Raw genomic sequence first — 20,984 nt, forward strand, 5'->3', positions numbered from 1 at the left:
TGTCAGACTTTTTTGTTTCGCCGCTGTAGCAGGACTGCCGCGGCGAATAAGCAGAAGCCTATCAGGTCCGCAATCCATTCGGGGTAAACCAGCACTAACCCGGCTGCGATGAGCATGACGCGCTCGATTCCTGTGGTTTTGTGCCGCAGCCAACCTGTCGCTCCCGCGGCCAATGAGGCCAGGCCGACCAATGCCGTGGCGGTTGTCCATAGGATATTTGTCCAGGACCCTTTAAGGAGTAACGCAACGCCGTCCGGATGCAGCGTAAACATGAAGGGCACCAAGAATGCTGGGATGGTGTATTTCCATGCCATCATCGTGGTTTTGTATGGATTCCCACCTGTGATCGCGGCGGCAGCGAACGGCGCTAGCGCCGTCGGCGGCGAGACTTCAGAGAGAACGGCATAGTAAAAAATAAACATATGCGCTGCGTATTCCGGTACGCCTAACTTGATCATCGCCGGCGCGGTGATCACCGCAGCGATGATATACGAAGCGGTCACCGGCACGGCGAGGCCGAGAATCCACAAAGCAAGTGCAGTGTAGAGCACCGTGAGGAACAGGCTATTGCCGGCCAGCGTCAGAATGATCATCGAGAATTTGAGGCCCAATCCTGTCAGCGTCACCACACCAACGATGATCCCTGCCGTGGCGCAGGTGGCTGCCACTGAAAGCACGTCGGTGGCGCCTTTTTCGAACAGGTTCCATAAGCGCCTGGGCGTCAGTGCGGTGTCGCGGCGCAGATAGCTGAGAATAATTCCTAGCAGCGTGGCATAAGCGACGGAGAGTATCGCCGTGTATCCCCACATCATGAAGCCGATAATGGAGATGAGCGAAATGAAGTGGAAACCGTACTTGCGCGTCAGACTCCCCATGCTTTCGCCTTCGACTTGAATTGGCTGCGCGCCAAACTTGCGCGCATCGAGCTCGACCATGGTGAAGATCGACCAGTAGTAGAGCAGCGTCGGGATCACGGCCATGGCAAGCACTTCGAGGTAAGAGATTTTCAGAAACTCAGCGATAAGAAACGCCGCCGCGCCGAGCACCGGCGGCGAGATGATCGCGCCGATGCCGCCGGCAGACAGCAAGCCGCCCGCGGACTCTTTGTCGTAGCCGGCTTTAGATAACAGCGGCCAGGAGACCGAACCGAGCGTTACGGTCGTCGCCACGCCGGAACCAGAAGGGCCGCCAAGTAAAAAGGATGCCAGCGTTACTGTTCGACCAGCCGCCGCTGGTTTGCCCCCGGTGGCGGCGAGGGAAAAGTTGACGTAGAACTCACCGGCTTTGGAAAATTCCAACACCGAACCGTAGATCGTAAAAAGAATGATAAACGTCGCCGCGACATCGAGCGGCACGCCAAAGATGCCTTCCAGCGTGACGTACATATGGCCGACGATGCGGTCGGCGGCATAGCCTTGATGCGTCCAGGGCGAAGGCAGGTAAGCGCCGAAGATGGCATAGGCCAAAAAGCCGATGGCGACAGCGGGTAGTACCCAACCTGTGGTGCGCCGCGTGGCTTCGAGAACGAGCAGAATTGTGATGATGCCGAAGATTTGATCGACGGTGTGTGGAATCGCCGCGCGATAAATAAATTCCTCGAAATCCCAAAGGGGATAGCCGATGGCGGCAAGACTCAAGAGAATCAGCAGCCAATCGTGCCAAGGCACACCGCTACGCTTCTCGCCTCGGTAAGTGGGATAGATGATGAACGACAGCACCAAAGAGAAGCCAAGAAACACCAGTCGAAGAATCTGCGCGGTGACACTGGCCCAAGCCCAGTAAAGAAAAACCAGCGACATCGCCACGGCGGCGAAAGAAAACAGTCGCGCCGCAACGCCAGTTAATCGGCGCCTCGGCCCTTCTTCTTCCTGAACGAATTGCTGTGCTGCTTCGAGACGGGAAGGATCGACGGTGTCTTCAGCCATCAGATCCGGCCTCGCAAGCAGCGACGGCTACTCGCAAAGCACCGCCGGGTGGCAATAGAAATTCGTGGGATTTTGTCGCAGAGATCAGAGCAAGGGTCATCGCGGAGTCGTCGCTCACCCGCAAGTTTAGCACAGGGTAAAGCAGCGGCCCGGGCGTCACCACCCATGAGCCGTTTTCTTCGCGCGCACCTTCGTGGCCGTAGAATGCCACCAAGCGCGCCTCGCCGTAGCGCAGTTGTTGTAGCTCGAAGCCTTGTTCGCGCACAGTGAAAATTTCCTCGACGGTGCCGCCGTAGATAGAGTGGGTGAAGCGGATGCGGAGTTGGTTGCCGGGAGTAGTGGGAACTATGTGACCTAGTTGGCGGTCTTTTTTAAAGGACAGACAGGCTTGTGCAAATACAGTGGTCGAGTCAAGCAAAAGTGTTAGCACGATGGAGAACCATAACAGTGTCGACGAGAAAAAATCCCCCCGGCCCGCCTTTTTCAAAGGGCGGTTCACACGCGGCCTTTCTAAGGTAGCGTCGCCGATCTGAGAATGAGATCCGAAATCCTCCTTTGGCAAAGGGGGACACAGGGAGATTTTCTTCGACGTCATTTTCCGCTCGTCGGCACTCTCACGCCTTTCTCTTTGTAGTAGCGCAGCGCGCCGGGATGAAATGGAATCGGCGAGCCGACGACGGCATTTTTCAAGCTAATATCCGTGGCCGCTTTGTGCACCGCAACCAGATCGGCGGTGTGTTCAAGGAGAAGCCTGGTAATCTGATAGGCGAGGTCATCGCTCATCTTTTCATTGACAATCAGCAAATTGGTCGCCGCCGCCACCGGCACGTCTTCATCGATGCCTTTGTACATTCCTTTGGCGATGGGGCTGACGAAGTAAAGTGGACCGTATTTGGCGACCATTTTAGGAATCGCGTCGGCATGGGGTACCATGTGGATTTTCATCCCCGGGGTTGCGGCGAGGTCGAGCACCGCCGCTGTCGGCAAACCGCCGTCCCAGAAAAAGGCGTCGATTTTGCGGTCCTTCATGGCGCCCGCCGATTCGGCTGCGCCGAGGCGCTCTTGGGCTTTCAGATCGGCGGGTGTGAGACCGTAGGCTTCCATTACCCGCAAGCCTTTAACTTCAACGCCGGAACCCGGTGCGCCGGTGGAGACTCTTTTGCCTCTCAAGTCCGTGACGGTCTTGATGCCGCTGCCGTCGGCGGCGACGATGTGCATGTAGTTGGAATAGAGCGCCATCAAGGACCGGATGTTGGCTTTGTCTTTCATGCCTTTGATCTGTCCGGAAAAACCGTCCCACGCGGTATCGGGCAGCGAGAAGGCCATGCCGACGCGGTTGCCGTGCAGCAGTTTGACGTTATCCACCGATGCCGTGGTGACTTCGGCCGTCGCGTCGGCATTGGGAACATGTTTGGAGATCAGGGAAGCCATGCCGCCGCCCAGCGGATAATAGACACCGCCGGTACCGCCGGTGGCGATGGCGATGCGGGTTTTGGTTTGAGCATCGACTTTCGGCGATGCCAGCAACAACGCTAGTCCAATTAGACCGGCAAATCGTGAGGTGCGGTTTTGTAGTAACATCTTTCCCCCCGTTTCGTGGTAATAAACTTGCACCTGTTAGACGAAAAGTGGCATCAAACCAAGCAAAAGCCAAACGAGGTCAGCAGGCACGAATTGAACTGGACTGATGCGGTTGATACAAAGCTAGCGATTCAATATCGCTCACGCAGGAATGTCAAGCGCGAGGTCAATCAGGAATTGGGGGCAAAATGAGTAACCAAGTTGCAATCTTTGGCGGCGGCTGTTTCTGGTGCACCGAGGCGGTTTTCGACGAGCTGAAAGGCGTGCAATCGGTGGTGTCCGGCTACATTGGCGGCACGGTGAAAAATCCCAGCTACGAACAAGTCTGCATGGGCAACACCGGCCACGCCGAGGCGATCAAGATCGAATTCGACGATGCGCGGATTTCGTTTCGCGATTTGATGACGGTTTTTTTCGCCACCCACGATCCGACGACGCTCAATCGCCAGGGCAACGACGTCGGCACCCAATATCGCTCGGCGATTTTCTACGCCGACGAAAAGCAAAAAGCAGAGGCCGCTGTGTATATGAAAGAACTGGACGAGGCGAAGACGTTTAAGAATTCGATCGTGACGACGCTGGAGCCGTTGACCGAGTTCTGCGCCGCGGAAGATTATCACCAAAAATTTTATGCGAACAATCCGTTCCAGCCCTACTGCCAGTACATGATCCCGCCCAAGCTGAGCAAGCTGCACAAGCAGTTCAAAGAGCTGCTGAAGTCACATAGTTGATTTAGGATCACCGCCCGAGAAAAATTTGCCCAAACTCCTTGGCTGTTTGCTCCATGATGGGGCGGATGAAATCCACGTCGGCGTGGAAGCTCTCTTTTTCCATCAATTCTAGGAAACGCTGCTTGACCCCTTTGCGGGCGGAGACGCGGCCGAAAGTCGTGACGGGGACTTGGCCTTCGTCCGATAACGCCCAGTCGCTATGTGCCCTTTCCGCCACGACGATTTTCGCCGCGGCGGCAAGTGCGGATATCGCACTAGCACGGTGGTGTCAAATCCATTGGCTGCATAACTTCTTATATTGACTCCATTTTTAGGATTCGATAGCGTCCCCGACATACTTCGGAGGCTCGCATGGAGCAACTTAAGCCGGTGAAAAGCGGCAAGGTCAAAGTCGACGACGTTAACCTTTACTGCGAAATCTACGGCCAGGGCGATCCGCTGGTGCTGGTGGCCGGCACAGGGATTAGCTGCGCGCCGTGGCGCGTCTCGCAGGTGCCGGAGTTCGCCAAGCATTATCAAGTCGTCATCTACGATCACCGCGGCCTGGGGCGGAGCGACAAGCCGGACATGCCCTATTCCACAGAACTGTTTGCCCAGGATTGCGCCGGGCTCATGGACGCGCTCGGTATCAAGAAAGCCCATATGCTGGGCCATTCTATGGGTGCGCGGGTCTTGCAGTGGTTCGCGCTAAAGTATCCGGAAAAGGTGCGCAGCCTGGTGCTGTCCGGTCCCGGCTCGGGAAAATATGAGGAATCCCTCGATTATCCGCGCGGTGTGCCTATGGACGCGGCCTTGGAGATGATCGAAAAGGGCTACGAGAAATATCAGAGCGACCACTGGGGGCCGGGCTTCATGTTCAGCGAGCAGTTCATGAAAGAGCACCCGGAAGTCGTCAAGCAGTATCAAGACCTGATCGTCGACGAAGTGCCGCCGCTCAAATGTTACCTGCGCCATGTGGTCGCGCGCCAGTGCCACGAAGCGACCCATCTCATTCATGATATCAAAGCGCCGACGCTGGTGATCGTCGGCAGCAAGGACACGCACGAAGGCGGCACCGGCAACCATGTGGAATCGGCGAAGGTTCTCGCCGCGAAGATTCCCGGTGCACAGTTGCATTTGGTCGAAGGCGGAAGACATGGCTACCTGCGCGAGATGCCCGAGAAAGGCCATCCGCCGATATTGGATTTTCTGCGGCGACACTGAGAAAGGATAACTCACCAAGTAGATACGAAGAGCAAGAAGTTCGGATGTCCGTCGTGTCTTTGCCGCGAACAGTGCTTTCGGCCACTGGAGAAACCCGTGTTGATAAAACATGAATTTGCTGTGACGCGAAGAGATTTTCTGCGCGGTGTGCTCGCCACTGGCACCGGCTTGGCCGTCGGCCGCGATTTTTCCTGGGCGGGCAGCGCGCCGGAGCGTTTGGTCGTGGCGATGAGTGTGGGCGTCGATGCGATGAGCCCTTACGCGCAGACCGACGCACCGCTTTACGGCCTGTGGGGCCATGTGATGGAGTCGCTGGTAGACACCGAGTACGATAAGAAGGGGATGGGGTTTCGCGGCGAGCTGGCCGAGTCGTGGAGTCCCAAAGGCAGCGAGTGGACCTTTAAACTACGCAAAGGAGTGGTCTTCCACGACGGCTCGCCGTTGACGGCGAAGGATGTTGCCTATTCCTTCGATCGCATCCTCAACGACAAGGATAGCTTGCAGCGCCCCAATCTCTCCGACATCAAAGAGATCAAAACAGCCGATGACAACACGCTCGTGCTCGTGACCAAAGGGCCCAAGGTGGCGCTGTTGTCGCTCCTGTACAATCGGATAATTTTAAGTCACAAAGCCGCCGAGCGCCTAGGCGACAAAGTCGACACGCAAGCCATCGGCACTGGACCGTACCGCTATGTCTCGTGGCAGCGCGGCGGCTACTTCACCATGCGGCGCAATGACAAATATTGGGGCAGAGCCGCGACCATCCGCGAAATCGTCTGGCGCCCGATCAAAGAGCCGGCGGCGCGCGTGGCGGCCATCGAATCGGGCCAAGCGGATATCATCAATCAGGTGCCGGTGCACGATATCGAGCGGCTCAAGCGGAACTCGCGGGTGCGCGTCGAGCTGGTGCGTGGCCTGCGCAATCTTTACATCGGCTTGAATCCGGGTCATAAACCCTTCGATAATAAACTGGTGCGCCAGGCGTTTAATTACGCCGTCGATCAGGAATCGATCATCAAACATATTCACGAAGCCCAGGTTTACGCTCTCAAGGGACTGCTCGCGCCGCAGAATTACGGCTACGATCCCGACCTGGCCAACTATCCCTACGACCCAGAAAAGGCGAAAAAACTTCTCACCGAAGCGGGCTACCCCAACGGTGTTACGGTGGATTTCTACACCCACACCGGCCGCTACTCGAAAGACAAAGAGACTGCGGAGGCGATCGTCAGCCAGCTCGCCAAAGCCGGCATCAAAGCGGATATTAAGACACCCGAGTACGCCATCTACGAGGCGGAGTTTAACGCCGGCAAGTACGGCATGTATATGTTCGGGCGCGGCTCGATTACCGATCCCGAACCGTTTTACATCCGCTATTTTCGCTCCGGGCGGGGCAAGCGCTTGCTCTACAAAAATGCCGAATTCGACCGCATCTTCGATTTGCAGTCGGAAACCTTCGACGCCGCCAAGCGCGAAGAGATGCTGCGCCAGATGGGGCGCATCTTGCATGAGGACTGTCCGGTGATTCCTCTCTATAATACCGCCGACGTGTACGCCGTGCGGCGGGATCTCGCGTGGACGCCGCGGCCGGATGAGAAAATTCAACTGACGGCCGCCAAGTTCTAAAGGCCGAGGAGTCGCCGTGAACAAAAAAGAGGTCCTTGAGAAACAGAAAAAGTATTTGTTCTCCTGTGTGGCGACCTACTACGACGAGCCGTTGGTCGTCGATCATGCCAAGGATCATTCGGTCTTCGATGCCGATGGTAAAGAGTATCTGGACTTCTTCGGCGGCATTCTCACCGTCAGCGTGGGCCACAACAATGACAAAGTCAGCAAAGCCATCGTCGATCAGACCCACAAGGTCCAGCATATGTCGACGCTCTACGCCAACGAGCCGCAGGTCAATCTCGCGGAAAAGCTGGCGCAGATCACCCCGGGACGTTTAGAGAAATCGTTTTTCACCAACAGCGGCACCGAAGCCAACGAGACAGCGGTTCTTCTGGCGCAGATCTACACCAAGTGCCAGGACGTGATCACGCTGCGGCACAGCTACAGCGGACGGTCTTACCTAGCGTTGAGTCTCTCGGCGCAATCGAGCTGGCGGCTGATGCCCAATGTCGTGCCGGGGGTGCACCATATCGCCAACGCTTATTGTTACCGCTGCCCTTACGGGTTGACCTATCCGAGCTGCGATATCAAATGCGCCACGGATGCTGAAGAAGCGATTCAGACTATGACCTCACAAGGGCGGGTCGCGGCGTTTCTCGCTGAGCCGATCCAGGGTGTCGGCGGTTTCATCGTGCCGCCCAAGGAATATTTCAAAATCATCGTCGATATAATTCGCAAACATGGCGGCCTTTTTATCGCCGATGAAGTGCAGACCGGCTGGGGTCGCACCGGCGGCAAGATGTTTGGCATCGAGCATTGGGGCGTCGACCCCGACATCATGACCTTCGCCAAGGGCATGGCCAACGGCGTGCCCATCGGCGCGACCATCGCGACGCCGGAGGTGGCCGACGCGATGCAGGGCAACACCATATCGACTTTCGGCGGCAACCCGGTCACCTGCACGGCTGCGAATGCGACCATCAATGTCATAGAAGAAGAAAACTTAGTCGAGAACGCACGCGTGATGGGCAACCGGTTGCGCGACGGGTTGAACGCGTTGCAGCAAAAGTATCCGATCATCGGCGATGTTCGCGGCATGGGCTTGATGCAGGGCATGGAGTTAGTCGGCGAAAAGAAAAAGCCCGACGCCGAAAGCACCAAGCGGTTGGTGGAGTTGACCAAAAACAATGGCCTGCTATTGGGTAAGGGCGGCACCTATGGCAATGTGCTGCGCATCGCGCCGTCTTTGAATGTTAACAAGGATGAAGTGGACCACGCGCTGAAGGTCTTGGATCAGTCGTTTGCGCAGTTGGGGCAGTAAAAGAAAAAGATACATAGTCACCACGAAGGACACGAAGATCACGAAGTTCGGATGTAGGGGCGAAATATTTTTCGCCCTTCCTTCGTGCGCTGCGTGGTGAAATGGGATTTATTAGTTCTCTCGCATGAACACCCTCCTTCGCAGAAGCCTGGGCGCTATCCCGGTTATCATCGCCATCTCGTTTTTAATTTTTCTTTTGATGCACATCGCGCCGGGTGACCCGGTGACATTGATGTTGGGCGACAACGCCACTCCTGAGGACGTCGAGAAGCTGCGCCGGGAGTTGGGTTTTGACAAACCCATCCTGGCTCAATATTGGGATTTTCTCTCACAAGCGGTGCGCGGCGATTTCGGCCGGTCGCTCAAGTTCGGCGAGCCGGTGATGAAACTGGTTGCCGAGCGGTTGCCGGCGACCTTGGAGCTAGCGTTTGCGAGCCTTTTTGTTGCAATTTTGATCTCGGTGCCAGTTGGCGTCTACTCGGCTATCAAACACAATTCGCTGCTCGATCACGCCGGCATGAGCGTCGCCTTGGTGGGCGTTTCCCTGCCTAATTTTTGGCTTGGCATCATGCTGATCTACTTTCTCGGCGGGCAGTTGAATCTATTGCCCGTGGCGGGGCGCATCGAATACGGCATCGAGATTAAATCGATCACCGGTCTCTATCTTTTTGACAGCCTCATAACCGGCAACTTCACTGCGTTTTGGAGCGTGGCCAAGCACCTTTTGATGCCGGCCGTTACCCTGGGCTCAGCCTTGGCAGCGATTGTGACGCGCATTTCTCGTTCCAGCGTGTTGGAGGTCATGCGCCAGGACTATGTCACAACCGCGCGCGCCAAGGGGCTGAGTGAAAAGGCGGTCATCTGGCGCCATATCCTGCGCAACGCGCTGATTACCATCGTGACGATTCTCGGCTTGCAGCTTGGCGCCTTGCTCAGTGGCTCGGTGGTCACCGAAACGGTTTTTTCCTATCCGGGCATCGGCGATCTTTTGATCCAGTCGATCTCGGCGCGCGACTATAAGCTTACGCAGATTCTGATACTGATGTTCGCGATTACTTACTTCGTGGTCAATTTACTGGTGGACTTTCTCTATAGCTGGATTGATCCGAGGATCAAGTTTTAATGCTATCGTTTCGCCACTTAAAAATTTGGGTCGGCGGGGCTATCCTTGCGCTGTTGGTGGTTTGTGGCGTTGCCGCGCCGCTGTTGGCGCCGCGCGATCCGCAGATGCAGACCCTGGAAGACCGGTTGCGGCCGCCGCGCTGGACGAAAAATGGCTTGCCGGCGTACTTGCTTGGCACCGATAACCTCGGCCGCGATATGTTGAGTCGGATTATTTACGGCTCGCGTATTTCGCTCATGGTCGGCGCCGCAACCGTGATCTTCGCCGGTGTTGTCGGCTGCACGCTGGGCGCCGTCGCTGGTTACTTTGGCAAGACGGCCGACGAAATCGTCAGCAAGGTATCCGAAATCTTTCTGGCTTTTCCATTCTTGTTGATTGCCATCGCGATCATGGCCTTTCTCGGCCAAGGGGTGGGTAATCTCATCATGGCGTTGATGCTCAGCCGTTGGGTACAGTATTGCCGTGTGGTGCGCGGCGAGGTGCTGTCTTTGAAAGAGCGTGACTTTGTCACCGCTGCAAAAGCGCTGGGCGGCCAGGATTTCTATGTCCTGTTTCGTCACGTGGTGCCCAATACGCTGGCAAGCGTGACGGTCATTGCGACCTTCGGCATGGCGATCGTGATCATCACCGAAGCGAGCCTGAGCTTTTTGGGTCTGGGCGTGCCGGTGCATATTCCCACGTGGGGTTCGATGCTTGCCGAGGGCAGGAGCTACATCAACCGGGCCCCGTGGCTGACTATCTTCCCTGGGCTGGCAATTTTTATTACGGTATTTGGTATCAATCTGCTGGGCGACGGGCTCAGGGATATTTTCGATCCGAAGCTGAGACGGCAACGTTAGTGGAAAATGGAAATTATTCGGAGGGTGATCATGAGTCGTGATTTTAGCCGGCGATCATTTTTGAAAGCGGGCGCAACGGCGGCAGCCGCAATCGCGGCGTGGCCGCGCTATGTTTTGGATGCCAGCGCGGCGTCGCGCGACCGGGTGACGATTTTTCACTCGAGCGTGGCCGACTCGATCCATCCCTACAATCATAGCTCCAGCCCGATCTACGGCAACTGGCAGCATGTCATCGAGCCGCTGCTTGAATACAGCGTTGACCGAAAGGACTTTGTCGGCGTGCTCGTCGAGTCTTGGCAGTTCCAGGGCAACAAGTGGGTCTTCAAGCTGCGCAAGGGTGTGAAGTTTCACAATGGCGCGACCTTCACAGCGAAGGACGTGGTCTTCTCCGTGGAAAAAATGCGCGATGAAAAGGGCGGCAGCCTGCAGGCGCCCAATTTCAAAGACGTCGCCGAGATTCAAACCCCGGACGATTACACCGTGGTTTTCGTTACCAAGCAGCCCATGGCGGTATTTTTAGACCGGCTCGATAACCGCTTCGTGTTGAGCAAAGAAGCCGGCGATAAATTTGGCGATAAGATTTATGAAAACCTTATCGGCACCGGCCCGTATAAATTTGTCAGCTACCAGCGCGGCGGCAACCTGGTGTTCACCCGTAACGACGACTACTGGGGCGGACGAGCCAACATCAAAGAAGTCGTCTTCAAGAAAGTAACCGAAGACGCGGCGCGCTTGGCAGCGCTGGAGTCGGGCCAAGCGGACTTCATCAACAATGTGCCGGACCATGAAGTGGCGCGCTTGAAAAAACATCCGCGCGTGCGCATCGACCAGGTCGAAGGACAGCGGATGTTTTTCTTTGCCTTCAACATGGCGTTTAAGCCATGGGACAACAAACTGGTGCGCCAGGCGGCCAACTATAGCGTCGATGCGCCGGCGATTATTCGAAACATCTTCGACGGTATCGGCTATCCGTGCAACGGGCCGGTGGGCGCCAACGTTTTCGGTGCCGACCCGAAACATAAGCGCTATCCGTACGATCCCAAGAAGGCCAAAGAGTTGCTGGCTCAAGCGGGCTTTCCTAACGGCTGCGATATCCAACTTTACTACTCCGCGGGGCGCTATCCCAAAGACCGCGAAATCTGCCAAGTGGTGGCCGCGCAAATGGTCAAGAGCGGTTTTCGCGTCGAGCTGATCTCGCAGGAATGGGCGCTATTTTGGGACAAGCAGGGAGTCAACGGTGGCCGGCTGCCTTTTTACTACATTGGTCGCGGCGGCTTGACCGACGCCGATACGCTGTATGATCAATACTTCCGCACCGGGACAACCAAGAGGACCAACTACAGCAACCCTGAGTACGACAAGCTCATCGAAGAGCAGCAGCGCACCTCCGATTCAAAAAAGCGCACGCAGATCCTGCAGCAGGCTGGCAAACATATCATGGACGAAGCCTTGTTCATCCCGCTGTTTAACCTCGCGGACATCTACGGTGTCGCGAGGAATTTGGAGTGGAAGAAGCGCCCGGATGAAAAGATCAAGGCCTGGGACATGAAGATCAAGGCATAGAGAGTCCGAGCCCGCGTTGTTGACGGTATGAAGGCGATCGAGGTGGAACTCTGGAGGAGCGAAGGCAACAGGGCATCGCGTAAACGCCGCGATGTAGGGGCGACCGGCGGTCGCCCTCTTTTGCGACCTAGCGATGCAAGAATCGAAGATGAATTCCAAGCAGCGGCAAACGAAACGAAAGTTTCGCGCTGATGCCTTCGCTCCTCCAGAGTTCCACCTCGATCGCCACAGTATCGTTGGTTTCCCAAGAACCTGAATAGCCCGGGCTAAGTCTGGGGGCGGAGGGTGCGCAACGACAGCAGCAGATTTCCCAATAGGAGCATTGATGAGTTCAAGAGGTAACGGAATCAATCGCAGAGATTTTCTCAAGAACAGCGCCATCGCGGGTCTTGGTGCACTCGCCAGTTCAGGATTGGCCAAGTTCAGCTATGCGGCCTCGAAGGACCGCCTCACGGCGCTGAGCAGCATCGGTCTCGACACCCTGCACCCCTATGCGCACAGCTCGAGCCCACAATACGGCATCTGGCACAACATGCTCGAGCCGTTGGTAGAAGTCGACTACGCCAAGAAAGATTACTTCGGCGTCCTCGCCGAGTCATGGCAATTTCAGGGCAAGAAGTGGGTGATCAAGCTGCGCAAGGGCGTCCGCTTTCACGATACCAGCCCGTTCACCGCTAAAGACGTCGTCTACTCGATCAACCGATTGAAAAACGACAAAGAGAGCATGCAAAAAGATAACTTTCGCGACTTTGTCGAGGTCCAGGCGGCGGATGATCATACCGTGATCATAACCACTGAGCAGCCGGTGGCGGTGATGATGGACCGCTTGCAGAACCGCTTCATCCTCTCGAAATCCGGCACCGAAGCGCAAGGTAGTCAGGGCGAGTTAAAGCCCGTCGGTACCGGCCCGTACAAGTTTCAAAGCTGGCAGCGCGACGGCAATCTCGTGATGGTGCGCAACGACAGCTACTGGGGAACGAAGCCGTCGGTCCGAGAGATCGTCGTGCGCCGTGTGAAAGAGGACTCCGCTCGGGTCGCGGGCTTGCTCGCCGGGCAAGGCGATGTGACCAACAATGTGCCGGTGGAAGAGCTGTCGCGCTTCGATAACCATCCGCGCATTCGCGCGGAGAAAGTCGAAGGCGTGCGCATGTATTTTCTCGCCATGAACGTGACGCACAAGCCGTTTGATAACAAATTAGTCCGCCAGGCGATCAACTACGCGGTCGATCCGTCGGCGATCATCAAACATATTTACGAAGGCAACGGCTACGTGATGAACGGCCCGCTCGGCTCCAACGTCATCGGCTTCGATCCCAAGATCAAGCGCTATCCAGTAGACATCAATAAAGGCAAGGAGCTGCTCACCAAAGCCGGCTATCCCAACGGCTTGGACATAAAGCTTTATTTTTCACCCGATCGCTATCCCAAAGCCAAAGAGGTCTGCCAGGTGATCGCCGACCAATTAGCCAAGATCGGCATCAAAACCGAATTGGTCTCGCAGGAGTTCGTCATCTTCTGGGGCAAAGAAGGCGTCAACGGCGGCAAGCTCGGCTTTTACTACGTCGGCCGCCCGGCGGCGGACGCCGATACGGTTTACGATCAGTACTATCGCTCCGGCGTCAGCCCGCGCATTCAATACAAGAATCCGGAGTTCGACAAGCTGATCGATGAAGAGCAAAGGATCGGCGACCCGAAAAAGCGCATCGCACTACTGCAACAGGCAGGGCGTATTCTCATGGAAGACGTGCCGTTCTGCCCGCTCTACACATTGGCAGAAATCTACGGCGTCGCGCGCAACGTGAAATGGAAAGCGCGGCCGGATGAAAAGCTGCTTTACGCAGATATGAAGATTTGATCGTAGTGACAGGTCGCGACCTGTCACTACACGCGCTCGTAGGATGGGTTGAGCGTCAGCGATACCCATCACCCAACCGCGTCTCGAAAGAGAAGCATGACATTGGGGTCAACACGGCGTAGGGGCGCAATTCATTGCGCCCGCCCGACTCAGTTCGTCACCGCCGTGCCCGTCAGCATCTGAATAATTCGCTCCAAGTCGTCCGTCGAGTAGTATTCGATTTCAATCTTGCCTTTTTTCGATCTTGCCTTCGGCAGCAAGCGCACCTTGGTGCCGAGGCGGCGCTGAATATTTTCAACTAAAGATCGTAAATCCGGATCGAGCTGACCCGGTTCGCGCCGGCGCCGCCGGCCGGTTTTCAAGTGGCGCACGAGCTTTTCCGTTTCGCGCGTCGACAAGCCTTTACTGATAACTTCCCGCGCAGCGGAAACGATCAACAAGTCTGCCTGCAGGCCAAGTAGCGCCCGCGCTTGGCCGGCGGGAAGATTACCGGCGGCTACTTCATGTTGTACTTCGCTCGGCAGTGAGAGCAACCGAATCGAGTTGGCGATCGCCGGACGGCTCTTGCCAACTTTGTCGGCCATCTCTTCGTTGCTCCAGCTAAACTCTTGCTGCAGTCGTCGGTAGCCGTTGGCTTCCTCGATGGGGTTCAAGTCTTCGCGCTGAAGATTTTCGACTAGCGCCAGCTGCAGCGCCTCTTGATCGCTAGCTTCACGCACGACCACCGGAACCTCGGTGAGGCCGGCCTTCATGGCGGCGCGCCAGCGGCGCTCACCGGCGATCAGCTCGTAGTCGCCGTCCTTGGGCCGGACGACAAGCGGCTGAATGATCCCCTGATTGCGGATCGAGGCCGCGAGCTCGTCGATTTTCGCCTCATCGAACGTGCGGCGTGGCTGAAACGGGCTCGGCGTGATGCGCTCAACGCCGACTTCCGTGGTGGCGGATTCCCCGTGAGGTTCAACCAGCGGCTCACTAGCGCTCGGGATCAGCGCGCTCAGACCTCTACCAAGTCCCATTTTTTTCGGCACTGACATTTTCTTCTTCAGCTCCACGATTAATTAGTTCTCTGGCTAAATCTTGATAATCCTGCGCTCCGGTTGACGTGGGATCGTACAAGCAAATGGGTTTGCCGTAACTTGGACTTTCGCTCAGACGCACATTGCGGCGGATGATGGTTTGAAAAATCTTGTCGGGAAAATGGCTGCGAATCTCCTCGACGACTTGATGTGAGAGGCGGTTGCGGCTGTCGAACATAGTGATGACGATGCCCTCGAGCGTTAGAGCCGGATTCAAATTTTTCTGCACCAGGCTGACGGTTTCTAAAATCGCAGTGAGTCCCTCAAGGGCGTAGTATTCACTTTGGATCGGCACGATAAGAGAGTTGGCGGCTGTCAACGCATTGAGCGTAATCAGTCCAAGTGACGGTGGACAATCAAGCAGCACGTAGTCATAGTGATCGCGCACAGTGGTCAGCGCGTCTTTGAGGCGAAACTCGCGCCGCTCAACGCTTACCAGTTCGATCTCAGCGCCGACGAGGTTTTTACTCGCTGGAATCATTAGTAGCTGAGGAATCTCGGTTTGGCAGAGGACTTCGCCGATGAAGCGCGTGCCCGAAAGCACTTCATACAGGCTCCCTTGCAAGGCGGAACGGTCGATGCCGAGGCCCGTGGTGCTGTTGCCTTGGGGATCGATGTCGACCAATAGAGTTCGTTTGCCTTCAGTCGCCAGCGCCGCGGCGAGATTAATCGAAGTCGTGGTCTTGCCCACGCCCCCCTTCTGATTCGCGATCGCCAGAACGACACTCATATATTTCTCTTTAAAATCAATATGTTATGATTTTATTGCCGACGTGACCAAAGTACCACGAAGAGTTAAGAAAGGAAAGAAAAATCTATCCGTTTCACGTGAAACAGATCAGAAAAGGCGAAGATTAAGCGCTCTTGCGCCGGGTCAAATGCACTGATAGCAGCGATATCGCCGCGGGTGTAACGCCCGAAATACGTGAGGCTTGGCCCAGTGAGCGTGGCCGGATGCGGGTGAGTTTCTCGCACACCTCTCGCGATAGCCCGCTGATCTGCGAGTAGTCGAAATCTTCTGGAACTCGCACATGCTCCATTTTTTGGAATCGCTGCACGATTTCCACTTGGCGGTCGACGTAGCCTTCGTATTTTGTGCTGAGCTCGACCTGAGCATCGGCGTCAGCTGAGAAGCTCGGCATGTCCGGAGCCAGGCGGCGGAGCTGATTCAGGCTAACTTCGGGTCGGCGCAGTAGCTGCGCCAGTGAGCAATGGTTCTTCAGTGGCGCTGTGCCGAGCTCCGTAAGCAGCGCATTGACTTCGCTGGTCGGAGTCACCTGCCGACTTTGCAGGAATGCATTGAGCTGGTCGATCGCATTTTTCTTATCTACGACCCGGATATTTCGTTTGCTATTCGCAAGGCCGATCCGATGACCTATTTCAGTGAGTCGCAAGTCGGCATTGTCCTCGCGCAACAATAGGCGATACTCGGCTCGTGAAGTAAACATTCTATAGGGTTCGCTATCCGTGCCCTTGGTCACCAAGTCGTCGACTAGCACGCCGAGGTAAGCTTGGTCGCGGGAGAAGACGATGGGCTCTTGGCCGCGCAGGCTCAAGACAGCGTTTATCGCTGCAATCAATCCCTGAGCCGCTGCTTCCTCGTAGCCGGTGGTTCCGTTGATCTGTCCCGCATGGTAAAGCCCGCGCACCAGCTTGGTTTCGAGCGACGGATGGAGCTGGGTCGGCTCGACGTAGTCGTATTCGATGGCGTAGCCCGGACGCATGATCTCGGCGTTTTCGAGTCCTTCGATCGAATGAACCATCTCGAGTTGCACATCTAGGGGTAGACTTGTCGACAAACCATTGGGATATACCTCGACAGTGTCGAGTCCCTCCGGCTCTAAGAATATCTGGTGGCGGCTCTTATCGGCGAAGCGATGGATCTTGTCTTCGATCGACGGGCAGTAGCGCGGCCCACGGCTCTTGATGATTCCGGAATACATGGGCGAGCGATGCAGTGCGGCCCGTATCACTTCGTGGGTGCGTTCATTGGTATAAGTTATGTGGCAAGGCACCTGGCGCTGGGTGACACCGTTGCTCAAGAAAGAAAATGGCATCGGCGGATCGTCGCCGGGTTGGACTTGGAGATTTGAATAATCGATAGTGCGCGCATCGAGGCGTGGGCAGGTGCCGGTCTTGAGACGACCTACTTTGAAGCCGAGCGCAACCAGTGACTCGCTCAAACCTTGCACAGCGAAGTCGCCGGCACGACCAGCGGAATAGTTAGTCTCCCCGATATGGATCAGCCCTTTAAGAAAAGTACCAGTGGTGAGGATGACGCGTCGGCCGTAGAACTTCTCACCGATCTGAGTTTCGACGCCCTTGACTTCGCCGTTCTCTACTAGCAGTTTCTCTGCACTACCTTGGCGCAGGGTTAGTCCAGGGCAGTTTTCCAAAACACGCTTCATGCGCAACCTGTAAAGAGCCTTATCAGCCTGCGCTCTTGAGGCACGGACCGCTGGGCCTTTGCGGGTATTGAGCATGCGAAACTGAATACCGGTTTCGTCAATTGCCAAACCCATCTCGCCGCCCAGGGCGTCAATCTCTTTCACCAGGTGGCCTTTTCCAATGCCACCGATGGCTGGGTTGCAGGACATCTGGCCAATGTGGTCCAGATTCAAAGTAAGCATCAGCGCGTCGCAGCCCATGCGAGACACAGCCAAGCAGGCTTCGATGCCGGCATGGCCGGCGCCGACGACTATCACCTCGAAAATCTTGTTCTGTCTCGTGCTCATTGTTTCACGTGAAACGGGACCCGGTGTGGGTGCAATTAATGCATTTTCACCAGGAAAGTTTCTATATTTATTTTAGTTACTTACCTATACAAAAGCTGCTGAACACATGGTCCAAAACAGCCTCATTGTCGATCACGCCGACGATCTCTTCCAAGCCCTGGCGTGCTTCGTTGAGATCAACGGCAATGAATTCGGGCGCATGGCCGAGTGACAATGTCGCTGCGGCCCGGAGCAACGCTTGCTCGCTGCGAACGAGTGCGGCCTTGTGGCGTAGATTGGTTACGATCACCGGCGGTTCGCCAGCCGTCGAAAAGATTAGATCATGGAGAGTAAGCTTTAGGTTGTCTAGTCCGTCACCCGTCTTTGCCGATACCACTGTGACCTGGTCGATGTCGAACTCATGCGCGAGACTTTCAGGACTTATGATCTGCGGCATGTCCGCTTTGTTGATGACCGCCAATATTTTTTTCCCATTGCAGGATTGGATCAGCCCGATGTCATCGCCGGTCAGCGTAGTCGACCCGTCCAGCACGAGCATCACGGCGTCAGCTTGCTGCATATGGCGGCGCGACAGGTTCACTCCGATCTGCTCGACTTGGTCATCGGTTTCGCGTATTCCCGCAGTATCCCAAAGGACCACGCGCACGCCGGCTAGATTTAGCGATTCCTCGACAACGTCGCGGGTGGTACCCGGCACCGGGGTTACGATAACCCGCTCCTCACCGAGCAATGCGTTCAAGAGGCTTGACTTACCGACGTTGGGGCGGCCGCAAAGGCACACGCGCACGCCTTCGCGCAGCAGGCGTCCATATTCATAACTATTTGATATTATTACTATTTTTTCAAGTATGCCGGATAGTTTCTGGGCCAATTCTGAGGCCTGCAAGAGCTCAATATCCTCGTCCGGAAAATCGATGGCGGCTTCCACTTGAGCGAGAATGTCGAGCAGCTCCTCGCGCAGTTCGTTAACCCATTTCGACAAGCCGCCGCTCATCTGCTCAAGGGCGACCGCGGCGCTTTTGTCGGTGCGTGCTTGAATCAACTCCAGCACCGCTTCGGCCTGGGCCAAGTCCATTCGACCGTTGAGAAAGCCACGCTTGGTGAATTCGCCCGGCTCGGCTTGTCGCGCCCCATGAGCCAAGACTAGCTGTAAGACCTGGCGAACAACGAATGCGCCGCCGTGGCAATGAATTTCAACGACGTCTTCACCGGTGTAGCTGTGCGGCTTGCGCATCACCGTGAGCAGCACCTGGTCCAACACTTTTTCCGAACGTGGATCGCGGATCTTGCCATAATAAAGTTTGTGCGAGTCGAGCGCGGCACCGTTGCGTTCTTTGCGCACGAAGATATCGCGAGCGATGCGCTCGGCATCGGGCCCGCTGATACGCACGATCGCCACACCGCCCTCACCCGGCGGCGTCGCGATGGCGGCTATCGTGTCTTCCTTATACATCGAAAAGCGGAGAGTATCTTAGCAACTTCGGAGTCGGAGGGAAAACACCACGAAGTGATTCATGGGTTCAGGCACGCCCGCCTTCATTTGAAAACGTCGAGCAGATTTAGTGAAGCGGGCGCAAAAAAGCGGTGCGCCTGCGGCTAAACCACCAGGCACACCGCGCTGAGGAGGAACTTATCGGACGGTTAGGCTCGCGCCTTTCGTCACGCCACCATAGGTAGCGCTGATCGTCGCCGAAATTCGTTTGCTACCTCGGGTTGTCGACACCGTGAAAGTCGCGGTTCGCGTTCCAGCCAGGACCGTAACAGTTGTCGGAACGCTGGCACGAGTCGGGCGGCTACTGGATAAATTGATGACCGCTCCATCTGCTGGCGCGTTGCTGGTGAGCGTCACTGTGCCAATGGATGTCGCACCGCCACTCACACTAGTTGGATTCAAACTCAAAGATTGCAGTGCCACAGGATTCACGGTTAAGATCGTCGACTTCGTGACGCCCGCGTAAGTCGCCGTGATGTTGCCAATCGTCGTTGCGCTCACCGCGCTCGTGTTTACCGCGAAGTTTGCAGTCGTCGCGCTTGCTAATACTGTTACAGAAGCTGGCACAGTCACCGCTGGATTGGCGCTGCTCAAGCTTACGACAGCGCCGCCGTTTGGTGCTGCCGTCGTAAGCGAAACGGTACCGGTCGTTGATTGTCCTCCGGTGATGGTTCTTGGAGCAGCACTTACAGATGACAGCGAAGCCATTGTCGATGTCGTTGGATTGTAGCCGAGTTGAATGACTTCGAAATCGCTCGCCGTCAGACTGCGAAACGCTGGATTCAAAATGTTGTTGTTCCAGCGTGTGTCGTAGGTGCCGGTGACGAACATGTCCGAGCCGTTGTCGGCGACGATCGAGCCGTATTTCTGCATGGCGCGGAAGATTTTTTGGACGTTGGGATCGCTGGTGCGCTGCGCCACATCGACGCTGGGTTTCAAGCGCAGCCGCGCACCCATCGGCAGCGCACCGGCGGTTGAACCGGCACGGTGTGACGCCGGGTAAACGTAGCCGTTGGTCGCGCGCACCGTAACCCGGAAGGCGTGCTTTATTCCAGCAACGTTGGGATCGTAGACTTCATCGTAGCGCACCAGACCTGGAAGAATCGCCAATCCTGCGGCATCCGCTGACGTCCAGGTATCGGGGCGGCGATCGTTGGTGTTCATGTCGAAGAATGCGCCAGAGCCACCAAACCACTTCCCCTGCGCTGAATCGTAGTAAACGTTGTAGAGCTCATAGAGATGGTTGCTATCTTTGTCGACGATCAGCAAGTGCCGGTCCTGCGAGTTGCGCCGATCAATGTTGCCCGGCTCGCCGCCTTCAATCCATTTCCCTTCGGTGATCGCCTGCGGCGGAATCGGATAAAAAGGCACGCCTTTGCCGGTGTTATAATCAACACCGTCGCTTTCATCCCAATATTGAAACTGCACCGGCTTACGGTCGGCATCGGTGAGGTTTGTCACGACGGCATAGGGGATACCGTAGATACCGTATTGTGTGCCATCGTTGCCGCCGAAGTCAGGATGAAGCCGGCGCGTGCCGCCATTGTTGATGAAAGAAATGTAGTTGGTGGAATTCTGATCGACGGGCCAGCTGCTGATATCGAGATTCCACCAATTGTCGGCGGGGAAAAGCGGCAACGGCTGCGGCAGCGCGCCACCGCGCACCGCGTCCATGGCCAACGCTGGTGCCGAAGCGACGAAGAACGCCATCAGTGTCACCACGGCGATGACAGCGGTTAACCGTCTAGAGAAAAGACGAAGCCGAGTTCGCAGCATGCTTCGCTCCTTTTTTATGGAATTCCGCCGAAACAGCGCAAGTCATGTGCCAGGAAGACGTGACTTTGCAATGCTTACGAAACGATGGACAGAAACCGCCGACGAGCGACAAGGTTTCTGCGCAGAACGATGCCACAACAGGTTTACGCAAACGGA

Annotated in this window: 17 protein-coding genes; 8 read left to right on the top strand and 9 right to left on the bottom strand. The window is 56.2% G+C overall.

Annotated features, from left to right (window positions below; genetic code table 11):
• Positions 1 to 2: 2 nt before the first annotated feature.
• Genes FJ145_04520 through FJ145_04530 form a run of 3 tightly spaced genes read right to left on the bottom strand, consistent with a single transcriptional unit; the run spans position 3 to position 3,506 of the window.
• Positions 3 to 1,925: a TRAP transporter fused permease subunit gene (locus FJ145_04520; GenBank protein MBM4260691.1), complete on the bottom strand. Its 1,923-nt coding sequence runs from the start codon at positions 1,923 to 1,925 to the stop codon at positions 3 to 5.
• Positions 1,918 to 2,520 carry a DUF1850 domain-containing protein gene (locus tag FJ145_04525; protein ID MBM4260692.1) on the bottom strand — a complete coding sequence of 201 codons (603 nt, stop codon included), beginning with the start codon at positions 2,518 to 2,520 and terminating at the stop codon, positions 1,918 to 1,920. Before FJ145_04525 ends, FJ145_04520 begins: the two co-directional genes overlap by 8 nt.
• Positions 2,517 to 3,506 carry a TAXI family TRAP transporter solute-binding subunit gene (locus tag FJ145_04530; GenBank protein ID MBM4260693.1) on the bottom strand — a complete coding sequence of 330 codons (990 nt, stop codon included), beginning with the start codon at positions 3,504 to 3,506 and terminating at the stop codon, positions 2,517 to 2,519. Before FJ145_04530 ends, FJ145_04525 begins: the two co-directional genes overlap by 4 nt.
• A gap of 188 nt (positions 3,507 to 3,694) precedes the next feature.
• Between FJ145_04530 and msrA the strand changes: the two genes are divergently transcribed.
• Entirely contained in the window at positions 3,695 to 4,237 is a 543-nt protein-coding gene (msrA, locus tag FJ145_04535; protein MBM4260694.1) for a peptide-methionine (S)-S-oxide reductase MsrA, read from the top strand.
• Positions 4,238 to 4,244: 7 nt separating this feature from the next.
• On the opposite strand, the gene FJ145_04540 is transcribed toward msrA, so the two are convergent.
• On the bottom strand, positions 4,245 to 4,454 hold the full coding sequence (locus FJ145_04540) for a hypothetical protein (protein MBM4260695.1): 210 nt from the start codon (positions 4,452 to 4,454) through the stop codon (positions 4,245 to 4,247).
• Between the two features lie 134 nt (positions 4,455 to 4,588).
• On the opposite strand from FJ145_04540, the gene FJ145_04545 reads away from it, so the two are divergent.
• The 7 genes from FJ145_04545 to FJ145_04575 all read left to right on the top strand — a co-directional run bounded on the left by FJ145_04545 (position 4,589) and on the right by FJ145_04575 (position 13,749).
• Positions 4,589 to 5,440 carry an alpha/beta fold hydrolase gene (locus FJ145_04545; GenBank protein ID MBM4260696.1) on the top strand — a complete coding sequence of 284 codons (852 nt, stop codon included), beginning with the start codon at positions 4,589 to 4,591 and terminating at the stop codon, positions 5,438 to 5,440.
• Positions 5,441 to 5,536: 96 nt separating this feature from the next.
• Positions 5,537 to 7,066 (top strand): hypothetical protein, encoded by a 1,530-nt coding sequence (locus FJ145_04550; GenBank protein MBM4260697.1) that lies wholly within the window; start codon positions 5,537 to 5,539, stop codon positions 7,064 to 7,066.
• Between the two features lie 16 nt (positions 7,067 to 7,082).
• On the top strand, positions 7,083 to 8,369 hold the full coding sequence (locus FJ145_04555) for an aspartate aminotransferase family protein (GenBank protein MBM4260698.1): 1,287 nt from the start codon (positions 7,083 to 7,085) through the stop codon (positions 8,367 to 8,369).
• Between the two features lie 124 nt (positions 8,370 to 8,493).
• Entirely contained in the window at positions 8,494 to 9,492 is a 999-nt protein-coding gene (locus tag FJ145_04560) for an ABC transporter permease (GenBank protein ID MBM4260699.1), read from the top strand.
• A complete protein-coding gene (locus FJ145_04565) occupies positions 9,492 to 10,331 on the top strand; it encodes an ABC transporter permease (protein MBM4260700.1) in 840 nt (279 codons plus the stop codon). Before FJ145_04560 ends, FJ145_04565 begins: the two co-directional genes overlap by 1 nt.
• Positions 10,332 to 10,337: 6 nt before the next feature.
• Positions 10,338 to 11,894, top strand: a complete 1,557-nt coding sequence (locus FJ145_04570) for a twin-arginine translocation signal domain-containing protein (protein MBM4260701.1) — start codon at positions 10,338 to 10,340, stop codon at positions 11,892 to 11,894.
• 325 nt (positions 11,895 to 12,219) lie between these two features.
• Positions 12,220 to 13,749 carry a twin-arginine translocation signal domain-containing protein gene (locus tag FJ145_04575; GenBank protein ID MBM4260702.1) on the top strand — a complete coding sequence of 510 codons (1,530 nt, stop codon included), beginning with the start codon at positions 12,220 to 12,222 and terminating at the stop codon, positions 13,747 to 13,749.
• Positions 13,750 to 13,898: 149 nt separating this feature from the next.
• Here the strand turns inward: FJ145_04575 and FJ145_04580 are convergent, their stop codons facing one another.
• The 5 genes from FJ145_04580 to FJ145_04600 form a co-directional block, all read right to left on the bottom strand.
• Positions 13,899 to 14,777 (bottom strand): ParB/RepB/Spo0J family partition protein, encoded by an 879-nt coding sequence (locus tag FJ145_04580; protein ID MBM4260703.1) that lies wholly within the window; start codon positions 14,775 to 14,777, stop codon positions 13,899 to 13,901.
• Positions 14,752 to 15,555 (bottom strand): ParA family protein, encoded by an 804-nt coding sequence (locus FJ145_04585; protein MBM4260704.1) that lies wholly within the window; start codon positions 15,553 to 15,555, stop codon positions 14,752 to 14,754. Before FJ145_04585 ends, FJ145_04580 begins: the two co-directional genes overlap by 26 nt.
• Before the next feature lie 124 nt (positions 15,556 to 15,679).
• On the bottom strand, positions 15,680 to 17,560 hold the full coding sequence (gene mnmG, locus FJ145_04590) for a tRNA uridine-5-carboxymethylaminomethyl(34) synthesis enzyme MnmG (GenBank protein MBM4260705.1): 1,881 nt from the start codon (positions 17,558 to 17,560) through the stop codon (positions 15,680 to 15,682).
• 76 nt (positions 17,561 to 17,636) lie between these two features.
• The gene (mnmE, locus tag FJ145_04595; GenBank protein MBM4260706.1) at positions 17,637 to 19,013 is read right to left on the bottom strand and encodes a tRNA uridine-5-carboxymethylaminomethyl(34) synthesis GTPase MnmE; all 1,377 of its coding nucleotides are present in this window, start codon (positions 19,011 to 19,013) and stop codon (positions 17,637 to 17,639) included.
• Between the two features lie 177 nt (positions 19,014 to 19,190).
• The gene (locus tag FJ145_04600) at positions 19,191 to 20,828 is read right to left on the bottom strand and encodes a hypothetical protein (GenBank protein ID MBM4260707.1); all 1,638 of its coding nucleotides are present in this window, start codon (positions 20,826 to 20,828) and stop codon (positions 19,191 to 19,193) included.
• Between the last annotated feature and the right edge of the window lie 156 nt (positions 20,829 to 20,984).

It is taken from the genome of Deltaproteobacteria bacterium, from assembly GCA_016874755.1.
GTDB lineage: Bacteria > Desulfobacterota > Binatia > UBA9968 > UBA9968 > DP-20.

Bases quoted from the DNA above. Each gene is read 5' to 3' on its own strand.
- FJ145_04520 (MBM4260691.1), bottom strand. From the start codon at position 1,925: ATGGCTGAAGACACCGTCGATCCTTCCCGTCTCGAAGCAGCACAGCAA.
- FJ145_04525 (MBM4260692.1), bottom strand. From the start codon at position 2,520: ATGACGTCGAAGAAAATCTCCCTGTGTCCCCCTTTGCCAAAGGAGGAT.
- FJ145_04530 (MBM4260693.1), bottom strand. From the start codon at position 3,506: ATGTTACTACAAAACCGCACCTCACGATTTGCCGGTCTAATTGGACTA.
- msrA (MBM4260694.1), top strand. From the start codon at position 3,695: ATGAGTAACCAAGTTGCAATCTTTGGCGGCGGCTGTTTCTGGTGCACC.
- FJ145_04545 (MBM4260696.1), top strand. From the start codon at position 4,589: ATGGAGCAACTTAAGCCGGTGAAAAGCGGCAAGGTCAAAGTCGACGAC.
- FJ145_04560 (MBM4260699.1), top strand. From the start codon at position 8,494: ATGAACACCCTCCTTCGCAGAAGCCTGGGCGCTATCCCGGTTATCATC.
- FJ145_04565 (MBM4260700.1), top strand. From the start codon at position 9,492: ATGCTATCGTTTCGCCACTTAAAAATTTGGGTCGGCGGGGCTATCCTT.
- FJ145_04570 (MBM4260701.1), top strand. From the start codon at position 10,338: ATGGAAATTATTCGGAGGGTGATCATGAGTCGTGATTTTAGCCGGCGA.
- FJ145_04575 (MBM4260702.1), top strand. From the start codon at position 12,220: ATGAGTTCAAGAGGTAACGGAATCAATCGCAGAGATTTTCTCAAGAAC.
- FJ145_04585 (MBM4260704.1), bottom strand. From the start codon at position 15,555: ATGAGTGTCGTTCTGGCGATCGCGAATCAGAAGGGGGGCGTGGGCAAG.
- mnmG (MBM4260705.1), bottom strand. From the start codon at position 17,560: ATGAGCACGAGACAGAACAAGATTTTCGAGGTGATAGTCGTCGGCGCC.
- mnmE (MBM4260706.1), bottom strand. From the start codon at position 19,013: ATGTATAAGGAAGACACGATAGCCGCCATCGCGACGCCGCCGGGTGAG.
- FJ145_04600 (MBM4260707.1), bottom strand. From the start codon at position 20,828: ATGCTGCGAACTCGGCTTCGTCTTTTCTCTAGACGGTTAACCGCTGTC.